The organism is Octadecabacter temperatus (genome assembly GCF_001187845.1).
Taxonomy (GTDB): domain Bacteria; phylum Pseudomonadota; class Alphaproteobacteria; order Rhodobacterales; family Rhodobacteraceae; genus Octadecabacter; species Octadecabacter temperatus.
In genome coordinates, this window is the sequence record NZ_CP012160.1 from 732,184 (window position 1) to 757,423 (window position 25,240).

General features: G+C 54.5%; 26 protein-coding genes. 17 read left to right on the plus strand and 9 right to left on the minus strand.

Annotated features, from left to right (window positions below):
• Positions 1–42 precede the first annotated feature (42 nt).
• The 5 genes from panB (at position 43) to OSB_RS03830 (ending at position 5,465) form a co-directional block, all read left to right on the plus strand.
• Complete coding sequence (gene panB / locus OSB_RS03810; RefSeq protein WP_049833740.1) at positions 43–870, plus strand: 3-methyl-2-oxobutanoate hydroxymethyltransferase; 828 nt, start codon at positions 43–45, stop codon at positions 868–870.
• Complete coding sequence (gene panC, locus OSB_RS03815) at positions 867–1,709, plus strand: pantoate--beta-alanine ligase (RefSeq protein WP_049833741.1); 843 nt, start codon at positions 867–869, stop codon at positions 1,707–1,709. The genes panB and panC overlap by 4 nt, the downstream gene beginning before the upstream one ends.
• A gap of 291 nt (positions 1,710–2,000) precedes the next feature.
• A complete protein-coding gene (locus OSB_RS03820; RefSeq protein ID WP_049833742.1) occupies positions 2,001–2,933 on the plus strand; it encodes a TAXI family TRAP transporter solute-binding subunit in 933 nt (310 codons plus the stop codon).
• Positions 2,934–3,000: 67 nt separating this feature from the next.
• On the plus strand, positions 3,001–4,887 hold the full coding sequence (locus OSB_RS03825; RefSeq protein ID WP_200802520.1) for a TRAP transporter permease: 1,887 nt from the start codon (positions 3,001–3,003) through the stop codon (positions 4,885–4,887).
• Complete coding sequence (locus OSB_RS03830) at positions 4,884–5,465, plus strand: cupin domain-containing protein (RefSeq protein WP_074202185.1); 582 nt, start codon at positions 4,884–4,886, stop codon at positions 5,463–5,465. Before OSB_RS03825 ends, OSB_RS03830 begins: the two co-directional genes overlap by 4 nt.
• On the opposite strand, the gene OSB_RS03835 is transcribed toward OSB_RS03830, so the two are convergent.
• Positions 5,462–6,829, minus strand: coding sequence for a hypothetical protein (locus OSB_RS03835; protein WP_049833743.1), 1,368 nt, complete (start codon positions 6,827–6,829; stop codon positions 5,462–5,464). The two genes, OSB_RS03830 and OSB_RS03835, sit on opposite strands and share 4 nt — an antisense overlap.
• 110 nt (positions 6,830–6,939) lie before the next feature.
• Between OSB_RS03835 and OSB_RS03840 the strand changes: the two genes are divergently transcribed.
• Positions 6,940–7,434, plus strand: a complete 495-nt coding sequence (locus tag OSB_RS03840; RefSeq protein WP_158454103.1) for a cupin domain-containing protein — start codon at positions 6,940–6,942, stop codon at positions 7,432–7,434.
• Here OSB_RS03840 and OSB_RS03845 read toward each other — a convergent pair.
• From OSB_RS03845 to OSB_RS03870, 6 genes are all read right to left on the minus strand, one after another.
• Positions 7,416–7,913 carry a GlcG/HbpS family heme-binding protein gene (locus tag OSB_RS03845; RefSeq protein ID WP_049833745.1) on the minus strand — a complete coding sequence of 166 codons (498 nt, stop codon included), beginning with the start codon at positions 7,911–7,913 and terminating at the stop codon, positions 7,416–7,418. The two genes, OSB_RS03840 and OSB_RS03845, sit on opposite strands and share 19 nt — an antisense overlap.
• A 9-nt stretch (positions 7,914–7,922) precedes the next feature.
• Entirely contained in the window at positions 7,923–9,287 is a 1,365-nt protein-coding gene (locus OSB_RS03850) for a TRAP transporter large permease (protein WP_082166417.1), read from the minus strand.
• A complete protein-coding gene (locus tag OSB_RS03855) occupies positions 9,287–9,919 on the minus strand; it encodes a TRAP transporter small permease subunit (RefSeq protein WP_049833746.1) in 633 nt (210 codons plus the stop codon). Before OSB_RS03855 ends, OSB_RS03850 begins: the two co-directional genes overlap by 1 nt.
• A gap of 93 nt (positions 9,920–10,012) precedes the next feature.
• A complete protein-coding gene (locus OSB_RS03860; RefSeq protein WP_049833747.1) occupies positions 10,013–11,041 on the minus strand; it encodes a type 2 periplasmic-binding domain-containing protein in 1,029 nt (342 codons plus the stop codon).
• A gap of 133 nt (positions 11,042–11,174) precedes the next feature.
• A complete protein-coding gene (locus tag OSB_RS03865) occupies positions 11,175–12,473 on the minus strand; it encodes a malonyl-CoA decarboxylase domain-containing protein (RefSeq protein WP_049833748.1) in 1,299 nt (432 codons plus the stop codon).
• A gap of 8 nt (positions 12,474–12,481) precedes the next feature.
• A complete protein-coding gene (locus tag OSB_RS03870) occupies positions 12,482–12,868 on the minus strand; it encodes a YciI family protein (protein WP_049833749.1) in 387 nt (128 codons plus the stop codon).
• A 126-nt stretch (positions 12,869–12,994) separates the two neighbouring features.
• Here OSB_RS03870 and OSB_RS03875 point away from each other — a divergent pair, with 126 nt between their 5' ends.
• The 8 genes from OSB_RS03875 to OSB_RS03910 all read left to right on the plus strand — a co-directional run bounded on the left by OSB_RS03875 (position 12,995) and on the right by OSB_RS03910 (position 20,027).
• The gene (locus OSB_RS03875; protein WP_082166418.1) at positions 12,995–13,654 is read left to right on the plus strand and encodes a malonic semialdehyde reductase; all 660 of its coding nucleotides are present in this window, start codon (positions 12,995–12,997) and stop codon (positions 13,652–13,654) included.
• An 18-nt stretch (positions 13,655–13,672) separates the two neighbouring features.
• A complete protein-coding gene (locus OSB_RS03880) occupies positions 13,673–14,131 on the plus strand; it encodes an OsmC family protein (RefSeq protein WP_049833750.1) in 459 nt (152 codons plus the stop codon).
• A gap of 22 nt (positions 14,132–14,153) precedes the next feature.
• Complete coding sequence (locus tag OSB_RS03885; protein WP_049833751.1) at positions 14,154–15,242, plus strand: C4-dicarboxylate TRAP transporter substrate-binding protein; 1,089 nt, start codon at positions 14,154–14,156, stop codon at positions 15,240–15,242.
• A gap of 67 nt (positions 15,243–15,309) precedes the next feature.
• A complete protein-coding gene (locus OSB_RS03890; RefSeq protein ID WP_234967342.1) occupies positions 15,310–15,900 on the plus strand; it encodes a TRAP transporter small permease subunit in 591 nt (196 codons plus the stop codon).
• A 3-nt stretch (positions 15,901–15,903) separates the two neighbouring features.
• The gene (locus OSB_RS03895) at positions 15,904–17,211 is read left to right on the plus strand and encodes a TRAP transporter large permease (protein WP_049833753.1); all 1,308 of its coding nucleotides are present in this window, start codon (positions 15,904–15,906) and stop codon (positions 17,209–17,211) included.
• A 19-nt stretch (positions 17,212–17,230) separates the two neighbouring features.
• Complete coding sequence (locus OSB_RS03900; protein WP_049833754.1) at positions 17,231–18,106, plus strand: dioxygenase family protein; 876 nt, start codon at positions 17,231–17,233, stop codon at positions 18,104–18,106.
• A gap of 25 nt (positions 18,107–18,131) precedes the next feature.
• On the plus strand, positions 18,132–19,343 hold the full coding sequence (locus OSB_RS03905; RefSeq protein ID WP_049833755.1) for a LeuA family protein: 1,212 nt from the start codon (positions 18,132–18,134) through the stop codon (positions 19,341–19,343).
• 15 nt (positions 19,344–19,358) lie between these two features.
• Entirely contained in the window at positions 19,359–20,027 is a 669-nt protein-coding gene (locus OSB_RS03910; RefSeq protein WP_049833756.1) for a GntR family transcriptional regulator, read from the plus strand.
• A gap of 55 nt (positions 20,028–20,082) precedes the next feature.
• Here OSB_RS03910 and OSB_RS03915 read toward each other — a convergent pair whose 3' ends face one another.
• Both OSB_RS03915 and OSB_RS03920 read right to left on the minus strand, forming a co-directional pair.
• Positions 20,083–20,886 carry an aspartate dehydrogenase gene (locus tag OSB_RS03915; RefSeq protein ID WP_049833757.1) on the minus strand — a complete coding sequence of 268 codons (804 nt, stop codon included), beginning with the start codon at positions 20,884–20,886 and terminating at the stop codon, positions 20,083–20,085.
• On the minus strand, positions 20,883–22,097 hold the full coding sequence (locus OSB_RS03920; protein ID WP_049833758.1) for a pyridoxal phosphate-dependent aminotransferase: 1,215 nt from the start codon (positions 22,095–22,097) through the stop codon (positions 20,883–20,885). The genes OSB_RS03915 and OSB_RS03920 overlap by 4 nt, the downstream gene beginning before the upstream one ends.
• A 338-nt stretch (positions 22,098–22,435) precedes the next feature.
• Here OSB_RS03920 and OSB_RS03925 point away from each other — a divergent pair, with 338 nt between their 5' ends.
• The 3 genes from OSB_RS03925 (at position 22,436) to OSB_RS03935 (ending at position 25,221) form a co-directional block, all read left to right on the plus strand.
• Positions 22,436–23,419: a Gfo/Idh/MocA family protein gene (locus OSB_RS03925; protein WP_049833759.1), complete on the plus strand. Its 984-nt coding sequence runs from the start codon at positions 22,436–22,438 to the stop codon at positions 23,417–23,419.
• Between the two features lie 104 nt (positions 23,420–23,523).
• Complete coding sequence (gene pcaD / locus OSB_RS03930; protein ID WP_049833760.1) at positions 23,524–24,318, plus strand: 3-oxoadipate enol-lactonase; 795 nt, start codon at positions 23,524–23,526, stop codon at positions 24,316–24,318.
• A gap of 33 nt (positions 24,319–24,351) precedes the next feature.
• Positions 24,352–25,221, plus strand: a complete 870-nt coding sequence (locus OSB_RS03935; protein ID WP_049833761.1) for an NAD(P)-dependent oxidoreductase — start codon at positions 24,352–24,354, stop codon at positions 25,219–25,221.
• Positions 25,222–25,240: the final 19 nt, after the last annotated feature.

Consider the following 25,240-nt stretch of genomic DNA (forward strand, 5'->3'; position numbering starts at 1 on the left):
ACTGATACGTACGCTTCAAATAAATTAAGACGAGGACGCAACATGAGTGCTACAGCCAAGAAAAGCGCGCCGATGGCCGACGATATTCGTGCCGCAAAAGGTGGTACGCCCCTTGTCAGCCTGACAGCCTACACAACGCCGATGGCGCAGATGATGGACGCCCATTGCGATTTCGTTCTGGTTGGCGACAGCGTTGGCATGGTTCTGCACGGGTTGCCGTCCACCTTGGGCGTGACGATGGAAATGATGATCATGCACGGTCAGGCCGTCGCACGCGGGCTGAAAAGCGCGATGATGGTGATCGACATGCCGTTCGGCAGCTATGAGGAAAGTCCACAGCAAGCCTTCGCGAATGCGGCCCAATTGATGGCCGAAACAAATGCGGGCGCTGTTAAGCTTGAAGGTGGCGTCGCGATGGCTGAGACGATTGCGTTCTTGGTTGCCCGTGGCATTCCTGTGATGGCGCATGTCGGGCTCACGCCGCAGTCGATCAACACGCTTGGTGGCTATAAGGTGCAGGGTCGTGGTGATGCACGTGCAATGCTAATGGCTGATGCGCAGGCAGTATCAGATGCAGGTGCGTTTGCTGTTGTACTTGAAAAGGTTCCGGCAGGATTGGCCGACGAAGTGACCGCGCAAATCGAGATCCCGACGATTGGTATTGGCGCGAGTGCTGGCTGTGATGGCCAAATCTTGGTCGTGGACGATATGCTGGGCCTATTCACAGCATTCAAAGCGAAGTTCGTGAAACGCTATGCGCATCTGGCCAATGACGGTGAGGCCGCGATTGCCGCCTACGCCGAAGAAGTTCGCGCACGCACATTCCCAGCGCAAGAACACACATTTGCAGACGAAGTTCCTGCAAAATGACGGCCCCGATTGTACGGACGTTGGCCGAACTGCGTGAGTATACGACCGCGTGGCACAAAGCAGATGAAGTGATCGGTGCCGTGCCGACGATGGGCGCGTTGCATCAGGGACATTTGTCACTGGTACGGGCCGCAAAAGAACAGTGCGACCGCGTGATCGTCACGATTTTTGTGAACCCAAAGCAATTCGATAATCCTGATGACCTAAAGAATTACCCACGCACTGAACATGAAGATGCCAAGAAATTGGCCTCGCTTAAGGTCGATGTGATTTACGTGCCAAACCCCGAAGAAATCTACCCCGACGGCTTTGCCACAACAGTTTCTGTAAGCGGTTTGACGGACATGCTGTGTGGTGCTGCACGGCCTGGGCATTTTGATGGCGTTGCCACTGTCGTGAGCAAGCTGTTCATGCAGACCCAAGCCGATAAAGCCTTCTTCGGTGAGAAAGACTATCAGCAACTACAGATCGTTACGCGGCTTGCTGCTGATTTGAATATTCCGATCGACGTTGTTGGTTGCCCAACGATCCGCGAAGAAGACGGGCTTGCGATGTCTTCACGCAACTTGCTGCTATCTGACCGCAGCCGCATATTTGCGCCGCTCTTGGCCGAAGTGATGGGTGACATTGCTGATGCGCTGAACAAGGGCGAGGCGATGGGCGATATCGTTCCAGATGCAACCGCACGCTTGCTTGCCGCGGGCTTCAATGAAGTCGACTATCTGGAACTACGCGACGGGTCTGATTTGTCCTTGCTGAATTCCATGAAACCAGGCGCGCGCTTGTTCGCCGCGGCATGGCTCGCTGGTGTAAGATTGATCGACAACATCGCCGTTTAGGTGCGGCGCGGGTATTTATGGATTCGTAGCGCGATATCGCTTTCGATCATGTCGTGACCGGCTAAATCGTCTTTCCCGAGGGCGTTTTCTCGCGTTCTCGATGCGGATGATTCTTCCACTTCTTAAAATTTATCATGCCATTTGGTCCGCCGCGTTCTTGAAAGCTGACCTAGGGGAAGGGCCTACAGGCTTATTCTTACGAGGTTTTTATGGGTAATCCAATAAAATCGATTTTTTGTGGATTAGCGTAAAAATCTAGGTAATATGGCGGCGGATATCAGGGAGGATTCCATGTTTAGTAAAATGAAGAACGTCACAGGCGCAGCTGTGCTTGCCGTTATCGGAACGACAGCATTCGCAGAAGAGCTGCGCATCGGGACTGCATCACTGGGGGGCGCTTTCTACCCAATGGGGCAGAGCATTTCGAACGTTGTAAATGAACACGCGGGCGACGGCATCTCTATGGTGCCGATCGTGACAGGCGGTTCTGTTCAGAACCCGAATTTGATCGCCAGCGGCGAAGTCGAAATCGCGATCACAAACAACAACTTGGCTGTTTTGGCGACCAAGGGTGTTGGTCCGTATAGCGCAACTGGGGCCATTGATATTGGCGCAGTCGCGGCATTGCACCCATCCGTCTTGCACATGGTTGTTCTGGCTGACAGCGACATTCAAACAATCGAAGACCTGCGCGGTAAAAGCGTTGCGGTTGGTCCAGCAGGTGGCGGCACGTTGGGTTTTGTGAACTTCTTGTTCCCGCTGCACGACATGACAATTGAAGACATCACTCCAAGCTTCGTGTCCTATTCTGATGGCTTTAGCCAACTGACCGATGGCACAGTTGATGCAGCACTTGCGCTGTCTGGCTACCCAGCTGGCGCTGTTATGCAGGCATCCGCTGGTGCTGATTTGCGCTTTATCAGTTTCTCTGACGGGATGTTGGACGCGGCACTTGAAGCCAACGGTGCTTACATCCCTGTCGACATTGCAGCCGACGTCTACGGTATGGAAGAGGACGGCACGGTAATTGGTGTGAACAACATGCTGATCGCGCCCAATAGCCTTGATGCGGCGACAGTTCAGGCTGTGACTGCAGCCATCTTCGACAATCTCGAAGAGCTTCAGGCTGAAAATGCTAACGCACGCCAGATCGATCCGGCGATGTCGTTGAACTTGGCTATTCCGTTGCACGCTGGTGCGCAGGCCTACTTCGACGCTCAGTAAGTGTACGATTTGATACTGGATGAGGCGCAATCTCGCGCCTCATCCCGCTTTATTTAGAGACACCACCATGACATCGATGACACGACACCTCAGCGTTAAAAACGCAATCTTTCTGGCCGGCTTGGCGCTGGGAATTTATCATCTAATGGTCGTGTCTGGCGTGTTCGCGATCTCGACCATGCCGATGCGGCTGACACATGTGATGTTGGCATTGTCGTTACTGTTCGTGATCAAACCGGCGAGCGAACGACTGGCCGGAACGGTTTTGAACTCGGCGTTGTCGCTGGTCCTGGTTGGGGCAACAGTTGGCGCGAGTATTTGGATGCTGACGCGCTGGAAGCCAATCGCGTTTAGCGGTGGCATAACGACCGACGGTGATTTCATCGCAGGTGTTATCTTGTTGATTGTCGTGTTCGAGGCCGCACGTCGTGGCATTGGACTCATTCTCGCGCTGATCACCTTTGTCTTTTTTCTTTACCCGTTCCTCGCCCCGTATTTACCCGGTGTGCTTGAAGGACGCGGGTCGACTTTCCCACGTATTGTGCAGGTTCTCACGACAGATACAGCTGGTGTTTACGGCATCCCCGTTGGGGTCGCTGCGACTTATATCATCGTGTTCACGATCTTCGGCGCACTGCTCAGCAACTTCGGCGCGGGGGATTTCTTCTTTGAACTTTCCGTGCGCTGCACACGCGGGCTACGGGCCGCATCCGCCAAATCAGCAGTGCTATTTTCAACGTTGATTGGAATGGTAAGTGGGTCGGCTGCGGGCAATGTAGCCGTGACCGGAACCGTGACGATCCCGATTATGAAACGCGAAGGCTACGCTCCGCATCAGGCGGCTGCGATTGAAGCTGTCGCATCAACCGGCGGGCAAATCATGCCACCGGTTATGGGGGCCGCGGCCTTCATCATGGCTGAAATCGTGGGCGTTCCTTACACGTCGGTTATGGCGGCTGCGATCCTACCAGCGATGTTGTTTTTTGGATCAGCCTTTGTAGTCGTACATTTGCAGGCCGTGAAATCTGGCATTGCGCCAAACGCTGGTACTGAAGTCAGTGACGAACCGTTGAGCAAAGTCTTGATTAACGGCAGCCCGTTCATCGCCGCCTTCGGTACGCTGATCACCATGATGCTGATCGGCTATTCTCCGTTCATGGCGTCCCTTTGGGCAATGGTTGTCCTGATCGCTGGGGACATCGTTTGGAACCGCAAGATCGACAAAGTGTTTTTCACCAAACTTCTGACGTCCATTTCTGAGGGCGCACGATCTGTCGTCACAATCTCGGCGGCCTGTGCCGCGGCGGGCATCATTGCTGGTATCTTGGGGGTCACAGGGCTTGGGTCGAAGATTGCGACGTTGATTGATCTCGCATCGGGTGGCTATTTGTTCTTGGCCCTGTTTTTCACAATGATCACCTCGATCATCTTAGGAATGGGTTTGCCAACAACAGCAGCCTACCTGATCCTTGCAACAGTCGTTGCGCCGGCCTTGGTGAAACTTGGCGTGCCGGTCCTGACCGCGCATTTCTTTGTGTTCTATTACGGTTGTATTTCGACCATTACACCGCCCGTTGCGCTCGCGTCTTATGTGGCTGGGGGCATCGCGGGGGCCAACGTGAACAAGGTTGGTTGGACCGCTGCGGCCTACGCGGCGACATCCTTCGTGCTGCCGTTTGCATTCGTTTACGGGCCTGGTTTGTTGATGGGTGGCACGTGGCTTGAGAATATTTTGGCCGTCGTCACCGCTGCCGCGGGCACCTTCGCCGTTGCGGTTGGCATCATTGGCACGCTCACAGCGCGGCTATCACCTGCTGTTCGCCTGATCGCCGCTGCCGCTGGCTTGTGTCTACTTTTCCAAGGATGGATGAGTGCGGTTGTCGGTATTGCGCTGTTCCTTGGTGTGATCATACTTGATCGCAGCAACTCCAAATCAATTGAGGTCTCTACATGAAGCACAAAGAATACCGCCGCGTTGTCACCGGACATAACGCTGAAGGCACAGCCATTATCGAAAGCGACCAAATGGCCAGCCAGATGCTAGAGCGGCCCAATCGCCCCGGTGTGCGTCTGACGAACTTCTGGCTTACGGATCAAACGCCTGCCGAATACGACGGCCCAACGGAAACCTGCACAGGCGATTTCATTCTGCATCCTCCACAGCATGGATCGGTCTTTCGCTGTGTTGAATTCATGCCCGAGGATCCCGAAGTCATGGCGCGCTTGTCCTCTGAGGACGGTGCGAATGCCTTTGCGGAAATGGGGGCAGGGGCCAACATCGTGCAGGGTGGTCGCCACCCTTGGATGCACCGCACGGACAGCGTGGATTACGGCATCGTCATGAACGGTGAAATCTGGATGCTGATGGACAACGAAGAAGACGACGTGTTGCTAAAGGCAGGCGATGTTGTTGTTCAGCGTGGCACGAACCATGCGTGGGCCAATCGCGGGACTGAACCCTGTACCATCATGTTCGTGTTGATCGACGGTGTAACGCAGGCGGGTGGCGGCAAAGGTATTCCGCCGCGCTAGACTGCCTCGATCACCGCAAAGATCACGACCAAAATCGCGTAACACAAAATGCCATAACGAAGGTTCCATTTCCACGTCAGGTGCGTTGGGGGGATGTTCGTTGTGGCTGATATCAGCAATGTTGCCGTCGCGTTTGGTGATGCAAACATCGAAATCGCCCAGCCAGCGCTGAGGGCGAAAACGATATGCGTTGGGTCTGCCGGCAGGCTTGGGATTGTTTGCACGACTTGACCGATAAAGACGACAAGGATGATCGGGCTGAGCGCGATTTGACCGCCCAGCGTGATAAGAACCGGAAGGCTTGCAAGGAACAACCATCCCGGTATGCCCGCGAGGTCCAGTTGCGCCGTTAGGGTGTCCATTGGTAAAACATCCGCCAAGGCGCGTCCGATGAAGCCCGACAAACCAAGCGCGATCGCTGAGCGGGCAAGCCCCGGCGCGTTGTCTTTCAACGCGGGCCAGAACGTTGCAAGCTGCTGCGTCATGGCCGTTTCAGGTGGGCACTGTGCGATGAACCAGATAAGCGTGACAGTTGGCGCTACGAACATCAGAGCGAGCGCCGTGGAAAAGCCCCAAGTAATCTGCAGCAAAGCCGTCGCGGCGATAAGCGTGCCACAAACGACACCCAATCTTAGCAAAGCAGTGTTTGGGAATGGGGGCGGGCTAAACTGAACAGACGTCCGCCCACGCCATTCGGCACGATCATAAAACAGGCCAACCGTGATCATTATCACCGAGGTCGCGATGCCGAGAACGATGATTTTGCCCAGATCGATTTCGGTAAACAGTGTTAACAAAACCGCCTGCGCGAGGGTCGTCGGTGCCCACAACAGTATCCACGCAAAGCCACGCAACAGAGCAGACAATTGGCGTCGTTCGAGGTCCGTATCTGTGGTCCCGTCCTCGCGTTTTGCTGCGTTCTGGATCAATGGGGACATTAGGCTAATTGCACCGAAGTTGAGGAAAACCCCAAGCAGATGCCCACCTGCTGCGGTCGCGATAAAGCGCCCCGATGCAGGCTGGCGCAAAAGGTAACGGCCAACGGTCAACACTGAATTGGACCGCTCGGCCGCGATTTTAAGGGCGGTCAAAAGGAGGATAAAGGCCGCAAAGAAAGCCGCGAGATCAACGGCTTCTGTGAAGACCTTAACGCCATTTTCTGCGTTCAGAAGAAGCATCGACAAAACCAATGCTGCAGCAAGCAGTAACCATTCCCGAATGGTGCTGGTTTTCAATCCGACGAGGCACAGCGTTGCAAACCCCAATCCCGCACCCCAGCCAAACAGCGGGCCACCCACTGTGCGCTCACCAAGGACGAGGACCGAAAGGACGATCAAAACTATGGCGAGTGCGCTGGTTCTCATGCTAGGTTTCCTGTCAACGAGAGCGAGGCAATAGCATGTTCATGAGCGTGGTTAACAGAGATTTCAGGCAGGCTGTGGAGCCAGTAGCGACGGCCCGTTGGACCAAAAACGTGGACACCGGTTGCGACGCTCCGTTGGGGCACGGCGATCTCGGGAATGGTGAGGCGGATTTGTGCTTCCTTGTTACACGTAATGCCTTGTCGGGCACTGGTGTGCTGGGCTGCGATCCGGTGGTTTTGCCACTGGATGGCTGGGCGCTGCGTCTTGATGAAGTGGCTTTTACGGTTGGGGCAGTGGCACATCGTCATACCCATTCTGGCAGCGGTTGGCGGCATCTGGTGGCGGGCACGCTGCGCATTGAGGCTGAGCATGACACCACGGTTATGAGCACAGGCGACAGCTGGTTTGAGCCGGCCCAAAGTCCCGTGCGCGCGGTTGCGTTGCAGGAAAGGGGGGACACGCGGTTTGTGCGGTGTATGGTCATTCCACTGGCCGATGTTGGGCAGTCGACGTTCAAGTTGCAGTCGCCAAAGGATGCTGATTTGCCGAGACTTCAGATTACACACCGGCATTTCGATCATGTTGTTCAGGTCGATGCTTTGTAGTGATCTGAAAGGGACGACGTCCGCCATTCAGGATTCGGTTCAGCCGGTTCAGGGGCAAACCCCGTGGATTTGATCGCCTCAATCGCGCAGTATTCGTCTTTGTCTGAGGTGTCGCCGGAAATGCCGACCGCACCAAGCGTCACGCCTTTGGCATCCTCAACCAACACACCACCGGGGACGGGGATGAACTGCCCACCTGACGCCGCAGCGATAGCGTTTTGGAAGGCGGGCCGTTCGGACAGGCGGTCCCTGATCAGTCGCGAAGAAATACCCATGCCGAGTGCGCCGTAGGCTTTGCCAAACGCAATCTCAAAACGGACCAATCCAGAGCCATCCTCAGATTGCATCGCGACCAGTTTGCCGCCTGCGTCGAGAACGACAACGGTAAGCGGCAACAAGGATGCCTTGCGTCCCAAGACCAGCGCCTCGGTTACAATGGCGTTGGCGCGATCGAGTGACAGAGACGTATGAAGGCGCATGGTGTTTCCTTAGCTGGCGGCTGACGAGGCGGCCCACAGGCCATCCCACCATGCGGCGAAATCAAAGTTTGGCAACCACGTGACGATCTCTGGGAACATCAACAGGGCCGCGATGGTGATTACGTCCGCAATAAAGAACAATGCGACGCCGCGAAAGATCGTGCCGAGCGGTATGTCCGGTCGCACACCATTAACCACAAAACAATTGAGGCCAATCGGCGGTGTGATCAAACATATCTCAGCCATTTTGACGGCGATGATGCCGAACCAGATCGGGTCAAACCCAAGGGCAATGACCGCTGGATAGACGACAGGTAATGTCAGCAGAAGCATCCCGATGGCGTCCATGAACATGCCCAAGACCGCATAGGCCAAAAGGATGCAAATCATGATCGTCATTGGCGAATAGGGCAATTGCACGACCCATTCGGTGAAAGCACCTGGAATGCCCGAAAACCCAAGGAAACGTACGAAGATCAAAACGCCCCAGATCAGGGAAAAGATCATCACTGTCAGCTTGGCGGATTCCATCAGCGAGTCTTTGATCGACTTAAGGGGCGTGCCGCGCATGATCGCGAGGACGAAGACGATGAACGCGCCAAGTGCGCCTGCTTCGGTCGGGGTCGCCCAGCCGCCGTAGATGGCTGTCATGATGATGACGACGACCAGTGCAATCGGTGAAATGCCGGGCAGGGTGCGCATGCGTTCGCCCCACGTGAACCCCTTCACAGAAGGTGCTGAGCCCGGTTTCATCGTTGCCCAGACGACAATAATGCCCGCGTAAACGATGGCCGAGAAAATGCCGGGAAGGAAGCCAGCCAGCAGTAGCTTGCCCACGGACTGTTCCACAATAATCGCGTAGATCACGAGGATCGCGGACGGTGGGATCAACGTCGCCAAGGTCCCCGCCGAGGCCACAACCCCTGCGGCCATGCGTCTGTCGTACCCGTATTTGAGCATCTCTGGAATCGCCACGCGGCTAAAGACCGCTGCTGTCGCGGTGGACGCACCAGACACGGCGGCAAAGCCTGCTGTTGCGAATACGGTTGCGACAGCCAAACCACCCGGCATCCAGCCAAGCCATTTGCGCGCTGCGTCAAACAGTTGTTGGGTCATGCCTGCGTGAAACGCCAAGAACCCAATGAAGATAAACATCGGCAGAACCGACAGGGCGTAAGTAGACGATTTTGAGTGGGGGATCGTGCCAATGATACCCGCAGCAGGACCCCATCCGCGCAATTCAATCAAACCGAGCAAACCGACAATCGCGGCGGCAAAAACCACACGCACGCCGAGCAAGATCAACACCAAAAGAAGACAAAGCGTGATGATCCCAACCATGAAAGGGTCGGACATTCCGATACCAATAATCATTAGGATGCTCCCGGATCAGTAAGGTCTGCGTCGTCACCCATAACTTCGTGGATTTCGTCTTTTGCCTGCTCAGCGACGTCTTTTGCAATGACGACGCCGATTGGGTCCGCAGTAGGGTTGATAACAAGACGCAAGGCTCCGACGCATTGTAACGCCAAGCGGCACCACCAGATGGAAAACGCAATCGGAACCAAGAGCTTGGACGGCCAAGTTACGTATTCGGCGTCAATCGTTGTGTCGCCAAGCGTGTAAGCGCGCAGGAAATGGCCGTAGCTGTAATAGATCAGCACGCCGATAATAAACATCGCCACCGCTGCGCCAAATGCCTCAAGCGCCCACAGCGCGCGGCCGGACAGTTTTCCGACCAAAAGCTCCATCCGGATATGGCTACCAAGACGTTGGGTGTAGGCCGCGCCAAGGAAGGCCATGCTCGCCATCGAAAGTTCGACCAGATCAATGTAGCCTGTGATGGGCGTGTTAAAGACCGTCCGCATGACAATCTGTAAGACCCCTAGAAACATCAGAGCCATAATCGCGAAGGCAGCCAGCAAGTTGGCAAGATCCTCGATTGGCATCAATACCTTGTTCAAGCGTGCAAGGATTGAACGTTGCACCTCAGTTTCCGAAGACATGTGGCGTCCTTTGTTTTAGGGGCAGAAATTTGGGGAGTTAACTGTGCGTTCGGGCGCACAGAATGCGCCCGAACACTAAGCCGTCAGAGAACCTTACTGGTTCTGTGCTTCTTCTGCATATTCCCAGATCGCGTCAAACACGCCTTGCGCGTCAAACGCGTCTGCGTTTGCAGCAATCCATGCATCCCACACCGGCTGACCAGCCACTTCGCGGAATTCAGAGATCTGCTCGTCTGAATAGACGATTTCCTGCATGGTTTCGCGGAACACTGGCAGGTTTGTTTCGTCTGCCGCAGCGTAGGCTGCTTGCTCCACGTCCATGCCCATGCCGCGCAGTTCCATCAGAAGCGTCTGATATTGCTCTGGAAGTGCGTCGTAAGCTGTTTTGTTCAGGACCCAACCGCACTCAGATGTGCCTGGTGCCATGTTGGATGTGAACCAATCAGCTTCTTCTGCGATACCAAAGCTAACGTGTGCATAAGTGTATGGGAATGCTGCCGCATCAACCGCGCCACGTTGAAATGCAGTGGACGTTTCGCCGGCTGGCAAAGTCTGCTTGGTTGCACCAAGGGCTTCCATCGCATCGCCAAGACCACCGCCCGCACGTACGCGCAGACCTTCCCAACCGGAAAGTTCAGTTGGTGCGTCGCCTTTGCCGAGAACCTCGTACTGTGGCAGCAAGCCGGACATGTAAGGAATTGCATTCCATGCAGCCATATCCGCGACGATCGCAGGGTGTTCGAACATGCGCGAACGCACGTATTGGTCAACGGCCGGATCGCCCAGCGGCAGGAACGGCAGCGAGAACACCATCCACGCTGGGTTTTTACCCGGGTGGTAGAAGTTACAGATCGCAGCACCTTCAAAGGCATTCAGCTGAATGCCGTCGAGGTTTTCGCGGCTGCCAGACAGCTGCCCTCCGTAGAAGATTTCGATGTTGAAGTTGCCGCCGGTCTGTTCGCTGACTTGTTCAGCAACCGCTTCCATCCCAGCAGACAAGGCACGCGGGTTGCCCCACATAGACAGGCTCCAGTTTACTTCAGGGCCTTCAACGGTCTGCGCTGCTGCCGATGTGGACGCAAGGAGCAGTCCGACAAAGGACATCTTTTTCATTAGTTTCATGTCATCCTCCCAGATGGTTTTGGCATTTTGCCGTATCTTATCGTTATTTGCGTTTCCTATTGAGACGCGGGTCGCGTGACTTTGCAAGACTGTTCATGTTCGCGAGCTTTGTAAAATGTAATTTGAAGTGTCGTTATGAAGCCAAAGCCTCGGGTTTTGTTTTGAAGGGCGCTTTGACCAACGCCTTGATTGATTTGGATGTTGCGACCTTCGCGTTGAGCACAAAGTCCTCATGATTTTTCTCTACAACGGACAAATCATATAGGTAGTTCACCATCGCGCCGCCCGATTGGTAACGCCCATTGTCAGAGCTGTCGGCATTCGCGTGAACCGCATGAACTTCGGCACCATTGCCAAGGTGGAACCGTGCAACCGGATCGACGGGTGTTCCATTGCCGCGCTTTGCTTCAACCAGATATCGCGCCGCCATCGCCCGAACGTCCTCGGGAGGGGCTTCACCTGCCAGCACGGCGGCAGCGACATGGCCAATGACCGGATCGCTCGTTTGATCGAGCAACCAAGTGTTCATCCGTGGGATCGGGGACAGCGTTACGAAGTCGTTCAGCTGCGGGAACTCCAGTGCCAGTTCTTTGGCGACTTGTTTGATCAACAGATTGCCAAAGCTGATCCCCTTAAGCCCTGACTGGCAATTAGAGATCGAATAAAACACAGCAGCACGCGCGTCCGCCGCCAGCAAAGGTGCGCGGTCCTCAGACAAAAGCGCATCAACAGAACCAGGGATCGTCGCGGTCAGGGCGACCTCTACGAAGATAAGCGGTTCGTCCGGCATCGCAGGGTGAAAGAACGCAAAACAGCGGCGATCCGGTGGGCTAAGGCGGCGACGCAGGTCGTCCAGATCGTCAATTTCATGGACCGCTTCATAAGCAACAATTTTATCAAGAAGCGAAGCCGGAGCATCCCAGTCGATCTGTTTGAGAACAAGAAAGCCGCGGTTAAACCAGCTGCGCAGTAAAAGCGTAAAGTCGAGATCACTGCGGGCAAGTTCTGGCGCATCTTTCATCAAGCGAAGCAAATCAACGCGCATGTTCACCAGATCCGAGGTGGCCCCGGATGGTTGATTGAGGCGACGCAGCAATTGACGACGCTTCGGCGCGGACTCGTTTGCGACGCTAGCATAGGCTTCGGCGCTCGGGTTGTCGGCGTATTCCGTTGCCAATTCGGCTAGTTTGCTTGCGTCGATATCCAATTCTTCGTTCATGAATTGAAAGAACGCCAGCTTGTCTTCGTCGCTTGAGGCGCGGTAGCGATCAAGAATGACCTCGGCCAGCTTTTGACCTGACACTTCGCCCTCTTCGGACAGCAACGCATAACAAAGCTGCGCTGTATCACGCGGGTCGTTGTCCTTGTATTTCACGCGGCTGCGATCAAACAACGTGGACAACATATCTGGAAGAAAGCGATTTCGTTGCATGGGTGTTCTCAGCTCAATGCTACGCTTTGGGATGACAGCGAAACGGAAAATGTCAGGCTGCCTTCGTTCACCAGCCATTTGCGGATTTCATAGGCACGTGCGCCGACCTTATGCATTGGATCATTGTCAGCAATGCTTCGGGCAGCATCCAGATCAGCCGCGCGGTAAATGATCATACCCTCAGCTTCCATCAGATCGCCGGTCTCGTCCGAAACGGGGCCAGCCATAACCAAAGCGCCAGCATCTTCCATCTTCTTTTGGTAGGCGAGGTGGTCGGGCAGGGTGGCCTTCACCAAACCCATGTCGCTAGTGGGTCGCGTGCGCACGACAAACAACTCCATCGCAAGCGATCCGCGTTCCTTCGCTTCACTCTTATATTCTTCCCATTTTGGCATAGACTCAGGCTCCTCTGTTGCGCCGACCCTAACGCGAGTCTGGCGCACTGCAAATAAAAAATCGATTTTATTGGACAAGAGGCAAAAATCACGACACTTTTGTGAAAAGCGAATCTGGGAGAATTCATGGAAGACGGCATATCACTTGAAAGCATGCGGGCCGCGGCACAGGACGACGTTCGTGCATTGCGCAGTGAAATCACAACATTGACGGATGCACAGATCGGGTTGATCTTGACCAAGGCACGTTCGCACTATGCGTGGACGGATAAGCCAGTGTCAGATGATTTACTGCACAAGATCTTCGACATCATGAAGATGGGCCCTACAAGCATGAACACCTGCCCAAGCAGGATCATCTTCGTGCGCTCGCAAGCAGGCAAGGAACGGTTGGCCAAATCGTTGAAACCCGCAAACGTGCCGAAAGTCATGAACGCACAGGTCACCGCGATTATCGCCTATGACGTGAATTTCTGGGAGGAACTGCCAAAACTGTTTCCCCATGAGGACCGCCGCCCGCATTTCAAAGATAAGCCCGCACACAGCGAAGACACTGCCTACCGCAATTCAACCCTGCAAGGCGCGTACTTCATGATCGCTGCGCGTGCGCTGGGCCTTGATATCGGGGCTATCTCTGGTTTCGACAATGCGGTTGTTGATGAAGAATTCTTTGCCGGAACGAGCGTTAAATCGAACTTCTTGTGCAACCTTGGCTATGCGGACGAAGCCGCATTGTTCCAGCGGTTGCCACGGTTCGATTTCGACGACGTTTGCGAAATAGTTTGATCAAAGGGGCTAATTGATATGGCGATTAAAATGAAAACCACCGTCACAACAACGGTCAAAGCGGAGTGCATGTCGCATTCACTGACCAAGGTGACGACGCGCGATGTGTCTATGTTGATAGATGAACCAAAGGAGCGTCACGGTACCAATCTGGGCCCGTCGCCGACGGAAACGGCGCTGGCGGCCTTGGCGGGTTGCACCAACACGATTGGCCAAAAGTGTGCTGCCAAGCTTGGCATCGACATCGGCAATTTGGACGTCACCGTGAAATGCAAACTAAATAAGCTCGGCGTTATGCTGATCGAAGAACTGGAAAACCCGTTCGAACAAATTGATTTAACCATCATCGCAGATGGCCCCGCGTCGGAGGAGGAACTGGCGCAAGTGGCTGAAGAAACTGCGAAATACTGTGCAGTATCGAAGTTATTTAAAAGCGCAGGGACGGTTATCAACCAGGACTGGCGCACTGCCAGTTAACTAAAACCAAGGGAGAGAGACTATGACTTTTACAAGAAGAGTTGCCCTCGCGGCAGGCGTTGCGGTCGGTTTGACCGGCGCAATGGGAGGAGCCGCCTCGGCTCAGGAAACCATCAACCTGACAGCCATCGACGGCTACCCAGAGCGCTCAATGTGGGTTGCTGAGTTTTCCGGCTTTTTCATTCCACGTGTGGATGAACTGCTGGCAGAGTCAGGCAACTATCAGATCGAATGGATGGAAGCCTACGGCGGCCAGATCGTAAAGCCACGCGGGGTGTTGGAGGGCATCAAGCTGGGTCTTGGCGATATCGGTATCGTGACCACAATTTTCCACAGCTCTGCGCTGCCATCACAAGGTATTTCGGCCGTAACGCCGTTCGTATCTTCTGATGCACGCGTCGTAGCACAAGCCGTGGACGAAATTGCACGTGAATTCCCGCAGATGCAGGCTGAACTTGCTGCTGAAAACCAGGTCTATCTGGCAACAGGCGTTGTTCTGGACACCTATCAGATGTTCTCAACCGAGCCGCTGAATTCCTTGTCTGACCTTGAAGGTCTGAAGGTTGCTGGCGCGGGTTATAACCTGCGTTACCTTGAAGGTATTCCAGGTGCGGCTGGTGTTCGTGGCGGTCTGCCAGATTTCTACAACATGCTGCAAACAGGCGTTGTTGAAGCGGCGATGACATGGCCGGAAGCTGCGAAAACGTTCAACTTTGTAGAAGTTGCACCTTACATGCTTCAGGCGGACCTTGGGGCAGTGAACTCCAAAACGGTGACAGTGAATGCTGACGTTTGGGAAGGACTTCCTGATGAGGTCAAAGAGGTCCTGCAGGCGGTTTCGATCGAATATCGTGACCACGTAGCAGGTATCGCAATGGATCGCGCTGAAGAGTCCCGTCAGGCTTACATTGACGCTGGTGGCACAATCGTCGTGATGAGCCCAGAAGAACGTCAGGCTTGGGCTGACAGCATGCCAAACATCGCCGCTGAATGGGCGCAAGGTTTGGACACTGCTGGTGCACCCGGTTCCGACATGCTGAACGCATACATGGGCAAGCTGGCTGATGCTGGCTTTACACCGTTGCGCGACTGGGCAGTTGAACTCGAGTAATCGAACTCTAGATAAGTGAGTGTTGAAAATGATCGTCACGGGTCTTCGAAAAATTGAAAGTTGGGTCGTGGCGGTCGCGATAGTTGCCAATGTCAGCGGTGCGTTTGTGCTGCTGTCATTGGTGGCCATCATGAACGTCGACGTTGTGTCACGAAATTTGTTTAACGCGCCTTTTAGAGGTGTCGTAGAGGTCGTTGTCTTTTCATTGGCATTGATTGTTTTCTTGCAGCTTCCAGATGTTGTTCGCACGGGGCGCTTGACGCGGTCTGACGGGTTTTTGGGGCTGTTACGCACCCATAGGCCACGACTTGGCGACGCGCTAACGCGTGTTCTGGACGGCATTGCATTCTTGTTCATGTGCCTGATCGTTTGGACGGTCTGGCCCGAATTTACCGAAAGTTTTGAAAGCTGCCATTTCTTTACCCCACCTGAATTCGGTGCGCCTGCGACTGGTAATTTGTGGGTCGATTTCAAAACGGCGCTTGGGCGCTGCGATTACTTCGGCACACCAGGAATCTTGCAGGCCCCTTGGTGGCCTGTCCGTCTTGCCATTGCGTTTGGCTGTGCTTGGGCGGCGATCCTGTTCTTCTTCAAGACCATATTGGGCGACACACAAGACACACGGCACGTAACTGCCCAAACGAGCGGAGAAGAATAAACCATGGATCCGTTAACAATTGGTATGCTGTCGGTCGGTGCGATCGTCATTCTGGTCTACCTTGGCCTTTATATTCCTGTCGCGCTGGGCCTCGTGTCCTTCGTCTCGATCTGGATAATGTCGGGGAAATCGATCCTCGCGTTTAACTTCTTGAAAGTCGCTGTGGGGGACGGGGTTACCGAATACAACTTCGCCACCATCCCGCTGTTCACGCTGATGGGGCTACTTGTGTCCAAGGCCCGATTAGGCAGGGACATTTATGATGTAATGAATTCGGCCTTCCGCAAAGTGCTAGCCGGCATCGGTATGGCAACTGTTGGTGCCAACGCCGTTTTCGCGGCGATCACCGGATCGTCCATCGCGTCTGCGTCCGTGTTTACCAAAATCTCTGTGCCTGAGATGCTGCGCTACAACTACAACAAACGTTTTGCCGTTGGCGTTGTGGCGGGTTCGTCCGTGTTGGGCATGATCATTCCGCCATCCGCGATGTTGATCATATATTCTTTCGTGGCGGAACAATCCGTTGGGGACATGTTCCTTGCTGGTATCATTCCTGGCTTGATCCTAACAGGTGTCTACGTCGCAGCGATCTACGTCATGGCGCGGGCATGGCCGTCATATATCGGCGAGAACATCAGCACGGAAGAGCTTCCGGCGATGCCGCGCGATGAAATGATCCGCAAGACATGGCCCGTAGCATCCCTGATCATCTTGGTCCTTGGTGGCATCTACACGGGTTGGTTAACACCCGTTGAGGCAGGGGCGGCTGGCGCATCTCTGGCCTTGATCGTGGCTTTAGTACGACGTTCGATATCATGGCCGGATTTCTGGCGCACATTGGTTGAGACAGGCCACATCACAGCGGCGATTTTGTTGCTGATTACGATGGCGTCTTTCTACAGCCGAATGCTGGGTTACGCGGGCTTGCCCAACCAGCTTGATGCGTTGTTGCAGTCTTGGGACATGTCGTTCTTCCAGATCATGCTGATCTATGTGGTGTTGATGTTGGTTCTGGGCACATTGCTGGACACGGCGTCGATCATTCTGATCGTCGTGCCATTGTTCATCACACTGATTGAAAGCATGGGACTCAGCCTTGTGTGGTTCGGCATTGTGACGGTTATCGGTGCTGAAATCGGCCTGTTAACGCCACCGCTTGGCATCTCGTGTTTCGTCATTAAGAGCACGTTGAATAATCCCAACATCACTCTCAAAGACGTGTTCCTTGGGTCGTTCCCGTTCGCGGTTCTTATGCTTTTGGTTCTGATCCTATTGATCCAATACCCAGTCCTTTCCACCGCCTTAATTTAGCGTCAGGAGCGCTATTCAAATGAAGAATGTCAGCATCGATACAATCACTCAGGCCTTTTTGGACTACTGCGGCGATGACACCGATCCACGCACAATGTTTGTCCTTCAAAAAATGGTCGAGCATATGCATGCCTTCGCGAAGGAAACCGAACTGACCCATGCAGAATGGGCGCGGGGGCTGAAGTTCCTGACAGATGCCGGAAAGATCACCGACGATGAGCGCAACGAGTTCGTTCTGATTTCAGACGTCACGGGCATGTCCTCACTTGTAGATATGATCGGGTCACAACATGGCGGCACCTCCTCAAGCGTGTTGGGGCCGTTCCATTCCGTTGGTGCGCCGCTTTTGCCAGTGGGCGGGGATCTTAAGAAAGATAACGACGGCACGACTGTCGTGATTGAAGGCCATGTGCGTGATATCGATGGCAACCCTGTTGAAGGCGCTGTGATCGAGTTGTGGCAGACCGCCGAAAACGGCCTCTACTATTCGCAAGACGGCGGGCAAGACGATTTCAACCTGTGTTGTTCCATGAAAACCGGACCGGATGGTCGATACGCGATGACCACAGTGAAACCCGCCCCTTACAAGGTGCCGGATGACGGCCCCGTAGGGGAATTGTTCCGCGCCACAGGTCGCACGCCTTGGCGTCCGTCACACCTGCATTTCATAGTTCAGGCCGATGGCCTAAAATCTTTGGTCACCGAAGTCTTTGCCAATGGTGACCCTTACTTGGACAAAGACGCGGTATTTGGCGTGCGCTCCGACTTGATCATGGACTACGTCGAAACCTCAGACCTCGACGCGCTTCCAGATGATCTAGAAGTCGGACGCGATGTCACACTGCCCTATTACAAGGTTGATTTCGATTTCACCCTTGTCTCTGAACCTAATTAATTTCTGACCCCGAGAGGAACATCCTATGCGCGAAACACATTTAGAAGACGGTAAGTGGTGGGTCAGCCCGTACAATTTCGAACCGAGCGTCCGTGAAAGCCTGAACCTGCCAGAAAAGGTTGAAATTCACGACGCGACCCTGCGTGACGGTGAACAGACGCCCGGCGTCGTATTCTCTGTCGATGATAAGATCGAAATCGCGACCAAGCTGGACGAGCTTGGCGTTGACCGGATCGAAGCTGGCATGCCAGCCGTGTCACCGGACGATGTGACAGCGATCAAAGAGATATCTAAGCTGGGCTTGAAGTCCAAGATTTTCACCTTTGCGCGTGCCATGAAGACCGACATTGATCTGGCGATTGAATGCGGTGCCGATGGTGTTGTGATCGAAGTACCAATTGGCTACCCGAAACTGGTTACCCAGTTCGGTTGGACATGGCGTGATGTTGCGGAAAAGACCGCGCCGATCATCAAATATGCCAAAGACAACGGGTTGCATGCGCTGTTTTTCCCATACGACACAACGCGCGCACGCAAGGATGACCTGACAAACCTGTGCAATTACATTATGGATCACACTGCGCCGGATTCCATCGGCATCGTGGACACCATGGGCTGTGCAACACCTGAAGCGATCAAACATATGGTTCGCTGGGTGAATGACATGACGGGTCTGCCGATCGAAATTCACACACACAACGATTTCGGCATGGGCGTCGCCACTGAATTGGCGGCTGTTACGGCTGGTGCGAACTGTGTGCACTCATGCGCCAACGGTTTGGGCGAACGCACAGGTAACGCGGCCCTCGAAGAACTGATGATGGGTCTACACCTGCTGTATGGCTACGACACCAACTACAAGCTCGACAAAATTCCAGAGCTCGCCGAGATGATCGCGCAGAAATCCAACATCCCAATCGCGCGCAATAAGCCTGTTTTGGGCCACGGTAACTTCATCCGTGAATCCGGTATTGGCATCAACTATGTCATGAACGATCCGCTGGTCATGTTCGCAACGCACCCGTCCCTTACTGGGAAACTGGGTGAAGTTGTTCTCGGTAAGAAGTCCGGTAAGGCGTCCATCATCTATAAAATGGGTGAAATGGGTCTGGGCGAACTCGACGACGACACGATCGGTGCTATCTTGGCTGAAGTGAAGGCTGCAGGCATCGCAAAGCGTGACGTTCTTACCAACGATGAGTTCGCAAATATTGTTGCTGCGATGACGAAAAAATAAGGTTATGACGCGCGCATGAATATAAGTTTGAACCAGAGCCAGACGCCATCCGAGGGATCAGCCACGAAGCTTGCGTATAACAAGCTGCGTGATTTGATCCTGACCGGTGATCTAGCGCCTGGCGAGAAACTTAAGATTGATAGATTGCGTGACTTGCTTGGAACGGGGGCATCCCCGATCCGCGAAGCGCTCAGCTTGCTGGTGTCCGACCAATTGGTCGTTCGCCACGAGCAGCGTGGTTTTCGTGCTGCTGAAACCAGCCGTGAGAACTTTCAAGAAATTTTGACGCTGCGCTGTTCGCTGGAAAGCATGGCGTTGCGTCAAAGTATGGCCAACACTACGGAAGAATGGATTGAGAACCTCGTGGTTGTTCACCACCGTATGACGCGGCTTCAGGCGGAGCGATCTGAGGCATTCGAACATCAGCACAAGCTCTTCCACATGGAGCTGATCGGCAATTGCCAATCCCCATTGTTGTTGCGGTTTTGTGGCCAGCTATACGACCTTAACATTCGCTACAGGTATCTTGCTGGCCGCTCGTCAGATTATAAGGGCCGCATGGTCGATGATGAGCATCGCCAAATTCTAGATGCGGTGATTGCGAAAGATAGCGATGCGGCGGCGGCACTTTTGGTGTCGCACTATGAGCGGACAGGCGCATTTCTGAAGGACTACATCGACTAATTGTCGTGATGTCCCGACGCGTAAGGTCGAGCAGTCCTCTAGCAATATGGCCGCGCTATGTGCCGACGATGAGGTTTGATGTCATTTGCTGAAATAGGGCGATAACGCTTTGTGCGGTAATACGTCCGGTCGCTGGGTTTTCGTCGCTTGGGCGGTTCTGAATAGAAACCGTGAAATCCGAACTGTCCGATGTCACGCCGACGGTGTGTAGGTTATGGCTAAGGGACGGGTCGGCCCAAATTTCCATCTTAGTGCGCTCTGGTCCTAACCCTGCAAGGCTGAGGGCGGCGGCGACATTGACGTTGGCGGGAAACTCCTTCGCGATCTCGCTGACGCTTCCGGCCATAAGGCGATATGGTTCCTTGATTTTCGTTAAATCAACGTCGACTTTCGCAAGGTAGGGGGCGTTCAATAGGCCCGCGACGGGTTTAGACGTTTTGATGGTGACGGACTTTAACTCGCCGACGGCGACGGCCTTAAGCGCATCGATACCAAGCATCGCGCCGGACGGGACGATGATCCGCGCACCGGTTTCTTTGGCCCGTTCAATCAAATCAGCGCGACCAAGAAGTTGGCTTGCCGACAGTACGACGAGGGTCTTTCCAGCTTCAATCACCGGATCCGCGATGTCTGCGAACCTTGCTGGGGGAAGGCATTCCACTACGATGTCACAATGGTCCGCGATGCTATCCATGCCATAGATCGGCACAGGTGTAGTGAGCGCCTTGTTCAGCTCAGCACCACGGCTGTCAGAACTTGCGCAAAAGCCCGCAAACTCCAACCCCTGTAATGTCCCGCGATCCAAAGCCTTGGCCACGCTTAGTCCCACAGCGCCCATTCCTGCAATTCCGACTTTCATGCGCGATACCTTTCAACCATTTCGACAATCCGGTGCGCCGCTGCGACCGCTGCCTTGTGATCTTGCGAGAAGTTTAGCCGGATGCTGTTGACCGTGTGTGGGCTGAATTCGGCGCCCGGTGTCACTGTCACATTAGCCTGACTGCGCAATAGCCGTGTGAAAACCTCGGGCTCATGAATCAGTGGAGGCAGCTTTGGGAAAATGTAGCTTCCGCCTTGCGGTGCGGCGGTTTCCAAACCTGCATCGCGAAACACCTTTAGCAGGTCATCACGGATCGCTTGGTGCTGGGCTATCCGGTTCGCCAACCAGCCGTCGGGTTCATTGAACCAGGTCGACAACGCCGCCTGATTGTAACCAGCTGCGCGCAAGGACACGATAGCCTGTAGCTTTTCCATGCGTTCGATCAGCTTGGCTGACCCAAACGCCACGCCAAGGCGGAAACCACTTAGCGATTCAGTTTTGGACGGCCCCATGATCGTGATGATGTTTTCGGGGCACGACGCGCTGGCGCGTAGGTGGCAGTATGTTTCGCCCTCATAAAGTAAACGCGAATACAGCTGGTCCACGATGACCGTTACGTCATAGCGCGATGCCAATTCCGCAATCTGGTCAATCGCTGATTTGGAATAGATCAAGCCAGTCGGGTTGTTCGGTGTCGAAAACACCATGACCCGCGTGCCGGCTTTGAACGCCGTTTCGAGCACGTTTAAGTCTGGCCCATTGTTGTCTGAAGCCGCACCGTAAGTGAGGGGGATTGGCACGACCTCTCCATTGAAGAACCGCACCAGTTTGCGGTTGGCAAAATAGTCAGGTTCGACAACGGCGACTTTGGTTCCAACTTCAACTACCGACCCAAGCGCAAGGAATAGCGCGCCCTGTGTTCCGGGTGTGATGATCAGTTCCTGATCCGCCGTAAGCGGCGCGCCGGTGAACGTAGCGATGCGCGCGGCAACGTCATTGCGGATGTCCGCGTCGCCCCGATATTCGGTATAGGCTTGTTGACCGCCGCGATCATAGCCTTCCTGCCACGCCTCAAGTGCGCCAGGTGTCGGTGCAAAGGCGTCAACATCTCCGTGTGAAAAATCCACAGGAACGCCGTCAATATTTTCGCCACGGGTTAAGGCGGCCAATGCACTGTTGTCCTGTCGAACCTCTTGCCCCGGAGCGCTATCCGCACCCAGTTCCATAAATTTCTTATCCAGCGCGTCCATAGGTTCACTCTCATTTTGCGGGGGTATTCGTGTCTGAATTCAACATTTGCGACTTTTCGAGCGAGCGCAAGGCGGGCGGTTCCGCCAGTCCCTGTGTTATGGCCGTAAACGCGTATCTGGGAAAGCTACTTGGTTCGTTCGATCGGGTACGTGCTGGACGAAAGGATAGGCGGAAGCATTAAGTTTTAAACGCGTTTGGCCGTTTGTTGCGTTTAACTGATTGGTCGTGTGTCGGGTGGGCTAACGTAAGGCCAACAGATTTGTTGCTACCGGCGATCATATCAAATGATTGGTGCGCTCAGTGTTTGCCCGTAAATTTGCACGACAGGGGAGAATTTATGAAAGCGGCATTGATTGGTTATGGATGGTGGGGGCAGCATTTAGCGCCGCGGATCGCCGAGAATGAAAACATGTCTTTGACGGGGATTTGCGCCCCAGAATTGACGTCATCCACAACGCCGGAAGGCTACCACGTCTATCCGAATTACGAGGCAGTCCTCGCGGATGAAACTGTCGATGCCGTGATCCTGACAAGCCCGAACCAATTTCATGAACCACAAACAGTTAGCGCCGCGGCTGCGGGTAAGCATGTGTTTTGTGAAAAACCGTTTTCCTTAGATGGCGCGTCCGCACGCCGGATGGCGGCTGCGATTGATGAGCACGGCGTTCAACTTGCCATCGGGCATGAGCGGCGGTTTGAACCAGGAATGCGCGCCCTGTCAGAGATGGTGGAAACCGGTGCGCTGGGCACGATCATGCATGCGGAAGCGGCGTTCAGCCACGACAAGCTAATCGGCGTCCCATTGGACAATTGGCGCACGAAAAAAACGACAGCACCAGCGGCAGGAATGACCGGAATGGGCATTCATTTAACGGATGCCTTCATCGGCATGTTCGGCCCCGTCGAAGTGGTTCAGGCCCTAACGGCAGACCGCGTTTTAGGCTGGGAAACAGGCGATCTGGTGTCTGTTCAACTTGGGTTTAAGGCAGGGATGACGGCAACGTTGTCGGCTGTTTTGAAGACTCCGCATTTCATTCGATGCCACGTCTTCGGGTCTGATCGTTGGGCCGAAGTCCGCAATGACACGCACCCCGATACACCGGGTGGCTTTGCGCATTTGTCCGTCAGCGAAACAGGCAAGCCGATAGATACTAAATCCTTCCCGTGGGAGGACACAGTGGTTCATAACCTCGAAGCGTTTGCCGCTGCTATAGACGGGCGTGCGCCGTACCCAATTCCCGTGAGCGACATGGTTCACAACATCGAGGTGCTGGAGGCCATCGCACAAGCGGCGGAAACCAGAGAAACAGTTCGGCTGTGATGGTCTGAAAAGCGCGACGATAAGCTGCGTTAGATCAGCTAGCTTTTGCAAGGCAAGCCCAGCCAAAAGGCGTCATTCGACGCCGACCCCAAGGAGTAAACACGATGAACCAAAGCATTAAACTTGCGTCCGGCGTGACGTTGAATACAAAAATCGATGGCCCTGACACTGCGCCTTGGTTGATCTTGTCAAACTCTTTGGGCGCGGACTTGACCATGTGGGACGAGCAGATCGCGTTCCTGACCGCCTCTTACCGCGTATTGCGCTATGACACGCGCGGTCATGGGGCCAGTGATGTGCCGTCGGGACCGTATTCGTTTGATGGCTTGGTTGGCGATGTGATCGGCTTAATGGATGCGCTTGAGATCGAAACGGCGCATTTCATGGGGCTTTCGATGGGCGGCATGACGGGGCTTGGATTGTCGCTGAACCATGCCGACAGAATTACGCGCGTGGTCTGTGCGGATGGCCGCGCGGATGCGCCGGCGCCGTTTGTTGCGATGTGGGACCAGCGAATGGCCGCCGTTGCCGATGGCGGGCTTGAGGCTATTGCAGACGGAACGTTGGGGACGTGGCTAACGGCTGATTGGCAAGCCGCGAACCCTGCGCGGACGAAATCCGTGCGGGACATGGTAACGGCGACGAACGTGGATGGGTACATCGCCTGTTGTAAGGCTTTGCAGAAACTGGATTACCTCAAGTCGCTTGGCGATGTGAAAATTCCGGTTCTGTTTGTCGGTGGACGCGAAGACGTTGGTGCATCGCCCGAGACGATGGGCGCAATGGCAGCGGCGACACCTGGTGGAAAATATATCGAAATTGCGGACGCGGCCCATGTAGCAAACATCAACGCGCCAGAGGCGTTCAATGCGTCCATCAAAAGGTTTCTTGACCTATAGGTCAATCTGGTTCGCACATAAAAGGAAGCGCATATGGCACAGACTGTAGGGGTGATCGGCCTTGGAAATATGGGCCGTGGCATTGCTAAAAACATCGCGCAGGGCGGGCATCGGTTGCTTGTCTGGGACGCGATGGCGGACGCACGCGACGGGCTTGCAGACCTTGGTCAGGCAGCGACACCTGCGGACATGGCAGCGCAAGCGGATGTCATTATTTTCGTCGTCCCCGGGTCAGAGCAAATCGAAAGTATCCTTCCGGATATCTTAAACGCGGCGAAGGCTGATTTGATTTTGTGGGACTTCACCACGTCAGACCCGACCCACACCAAACAACTGGCTATTCAAGCCAATGAAGTCGGTGTCGGGTACATGGACGCAGGCATGACGGGTGGTGGTGCTAAAGGGGCCGATGACGGCACAATGACCTTGATGATCGGCGGACCGGTTGAGCTGTTTGAGGCCTCACAACCTGTGCTGAACTCTTGCGCTGGTGAACTAATTTATCTTGGGCCGTCTGGGGCAGGGCACACGATGAAGGTGGTTCACAACCTCATTACACACACCAACTTTCTGGCCTGTTCCGAGGCAGGGCAACTGGCCGAGGCGGCGGGTATCGACCTCGCAGATATGATCAAGGTGTTTAACGCCGGAAATGCCCGCAGCTTTATATCCGAGCGCCGCTTTCCAGATCATATCCTCTCGGAAACATGGGATGGCCGTTCGCGCATTTTCAATTTGCGCAAAGATGTTGGAATGGCGGTCTCGCTGTCCAAAGAAGTCGGAAGCCCGATGCGGATCGGGCATCAGACGCTCGCATGGATTCAAGCGGCAGTTGATGCGGGAATGGAAGAAGAAGATTTCACACGGATGTATCCAGCGTTGGGCGACTTGGCGGACAAGTAAGTCGCGCGAGCAAGCGCCA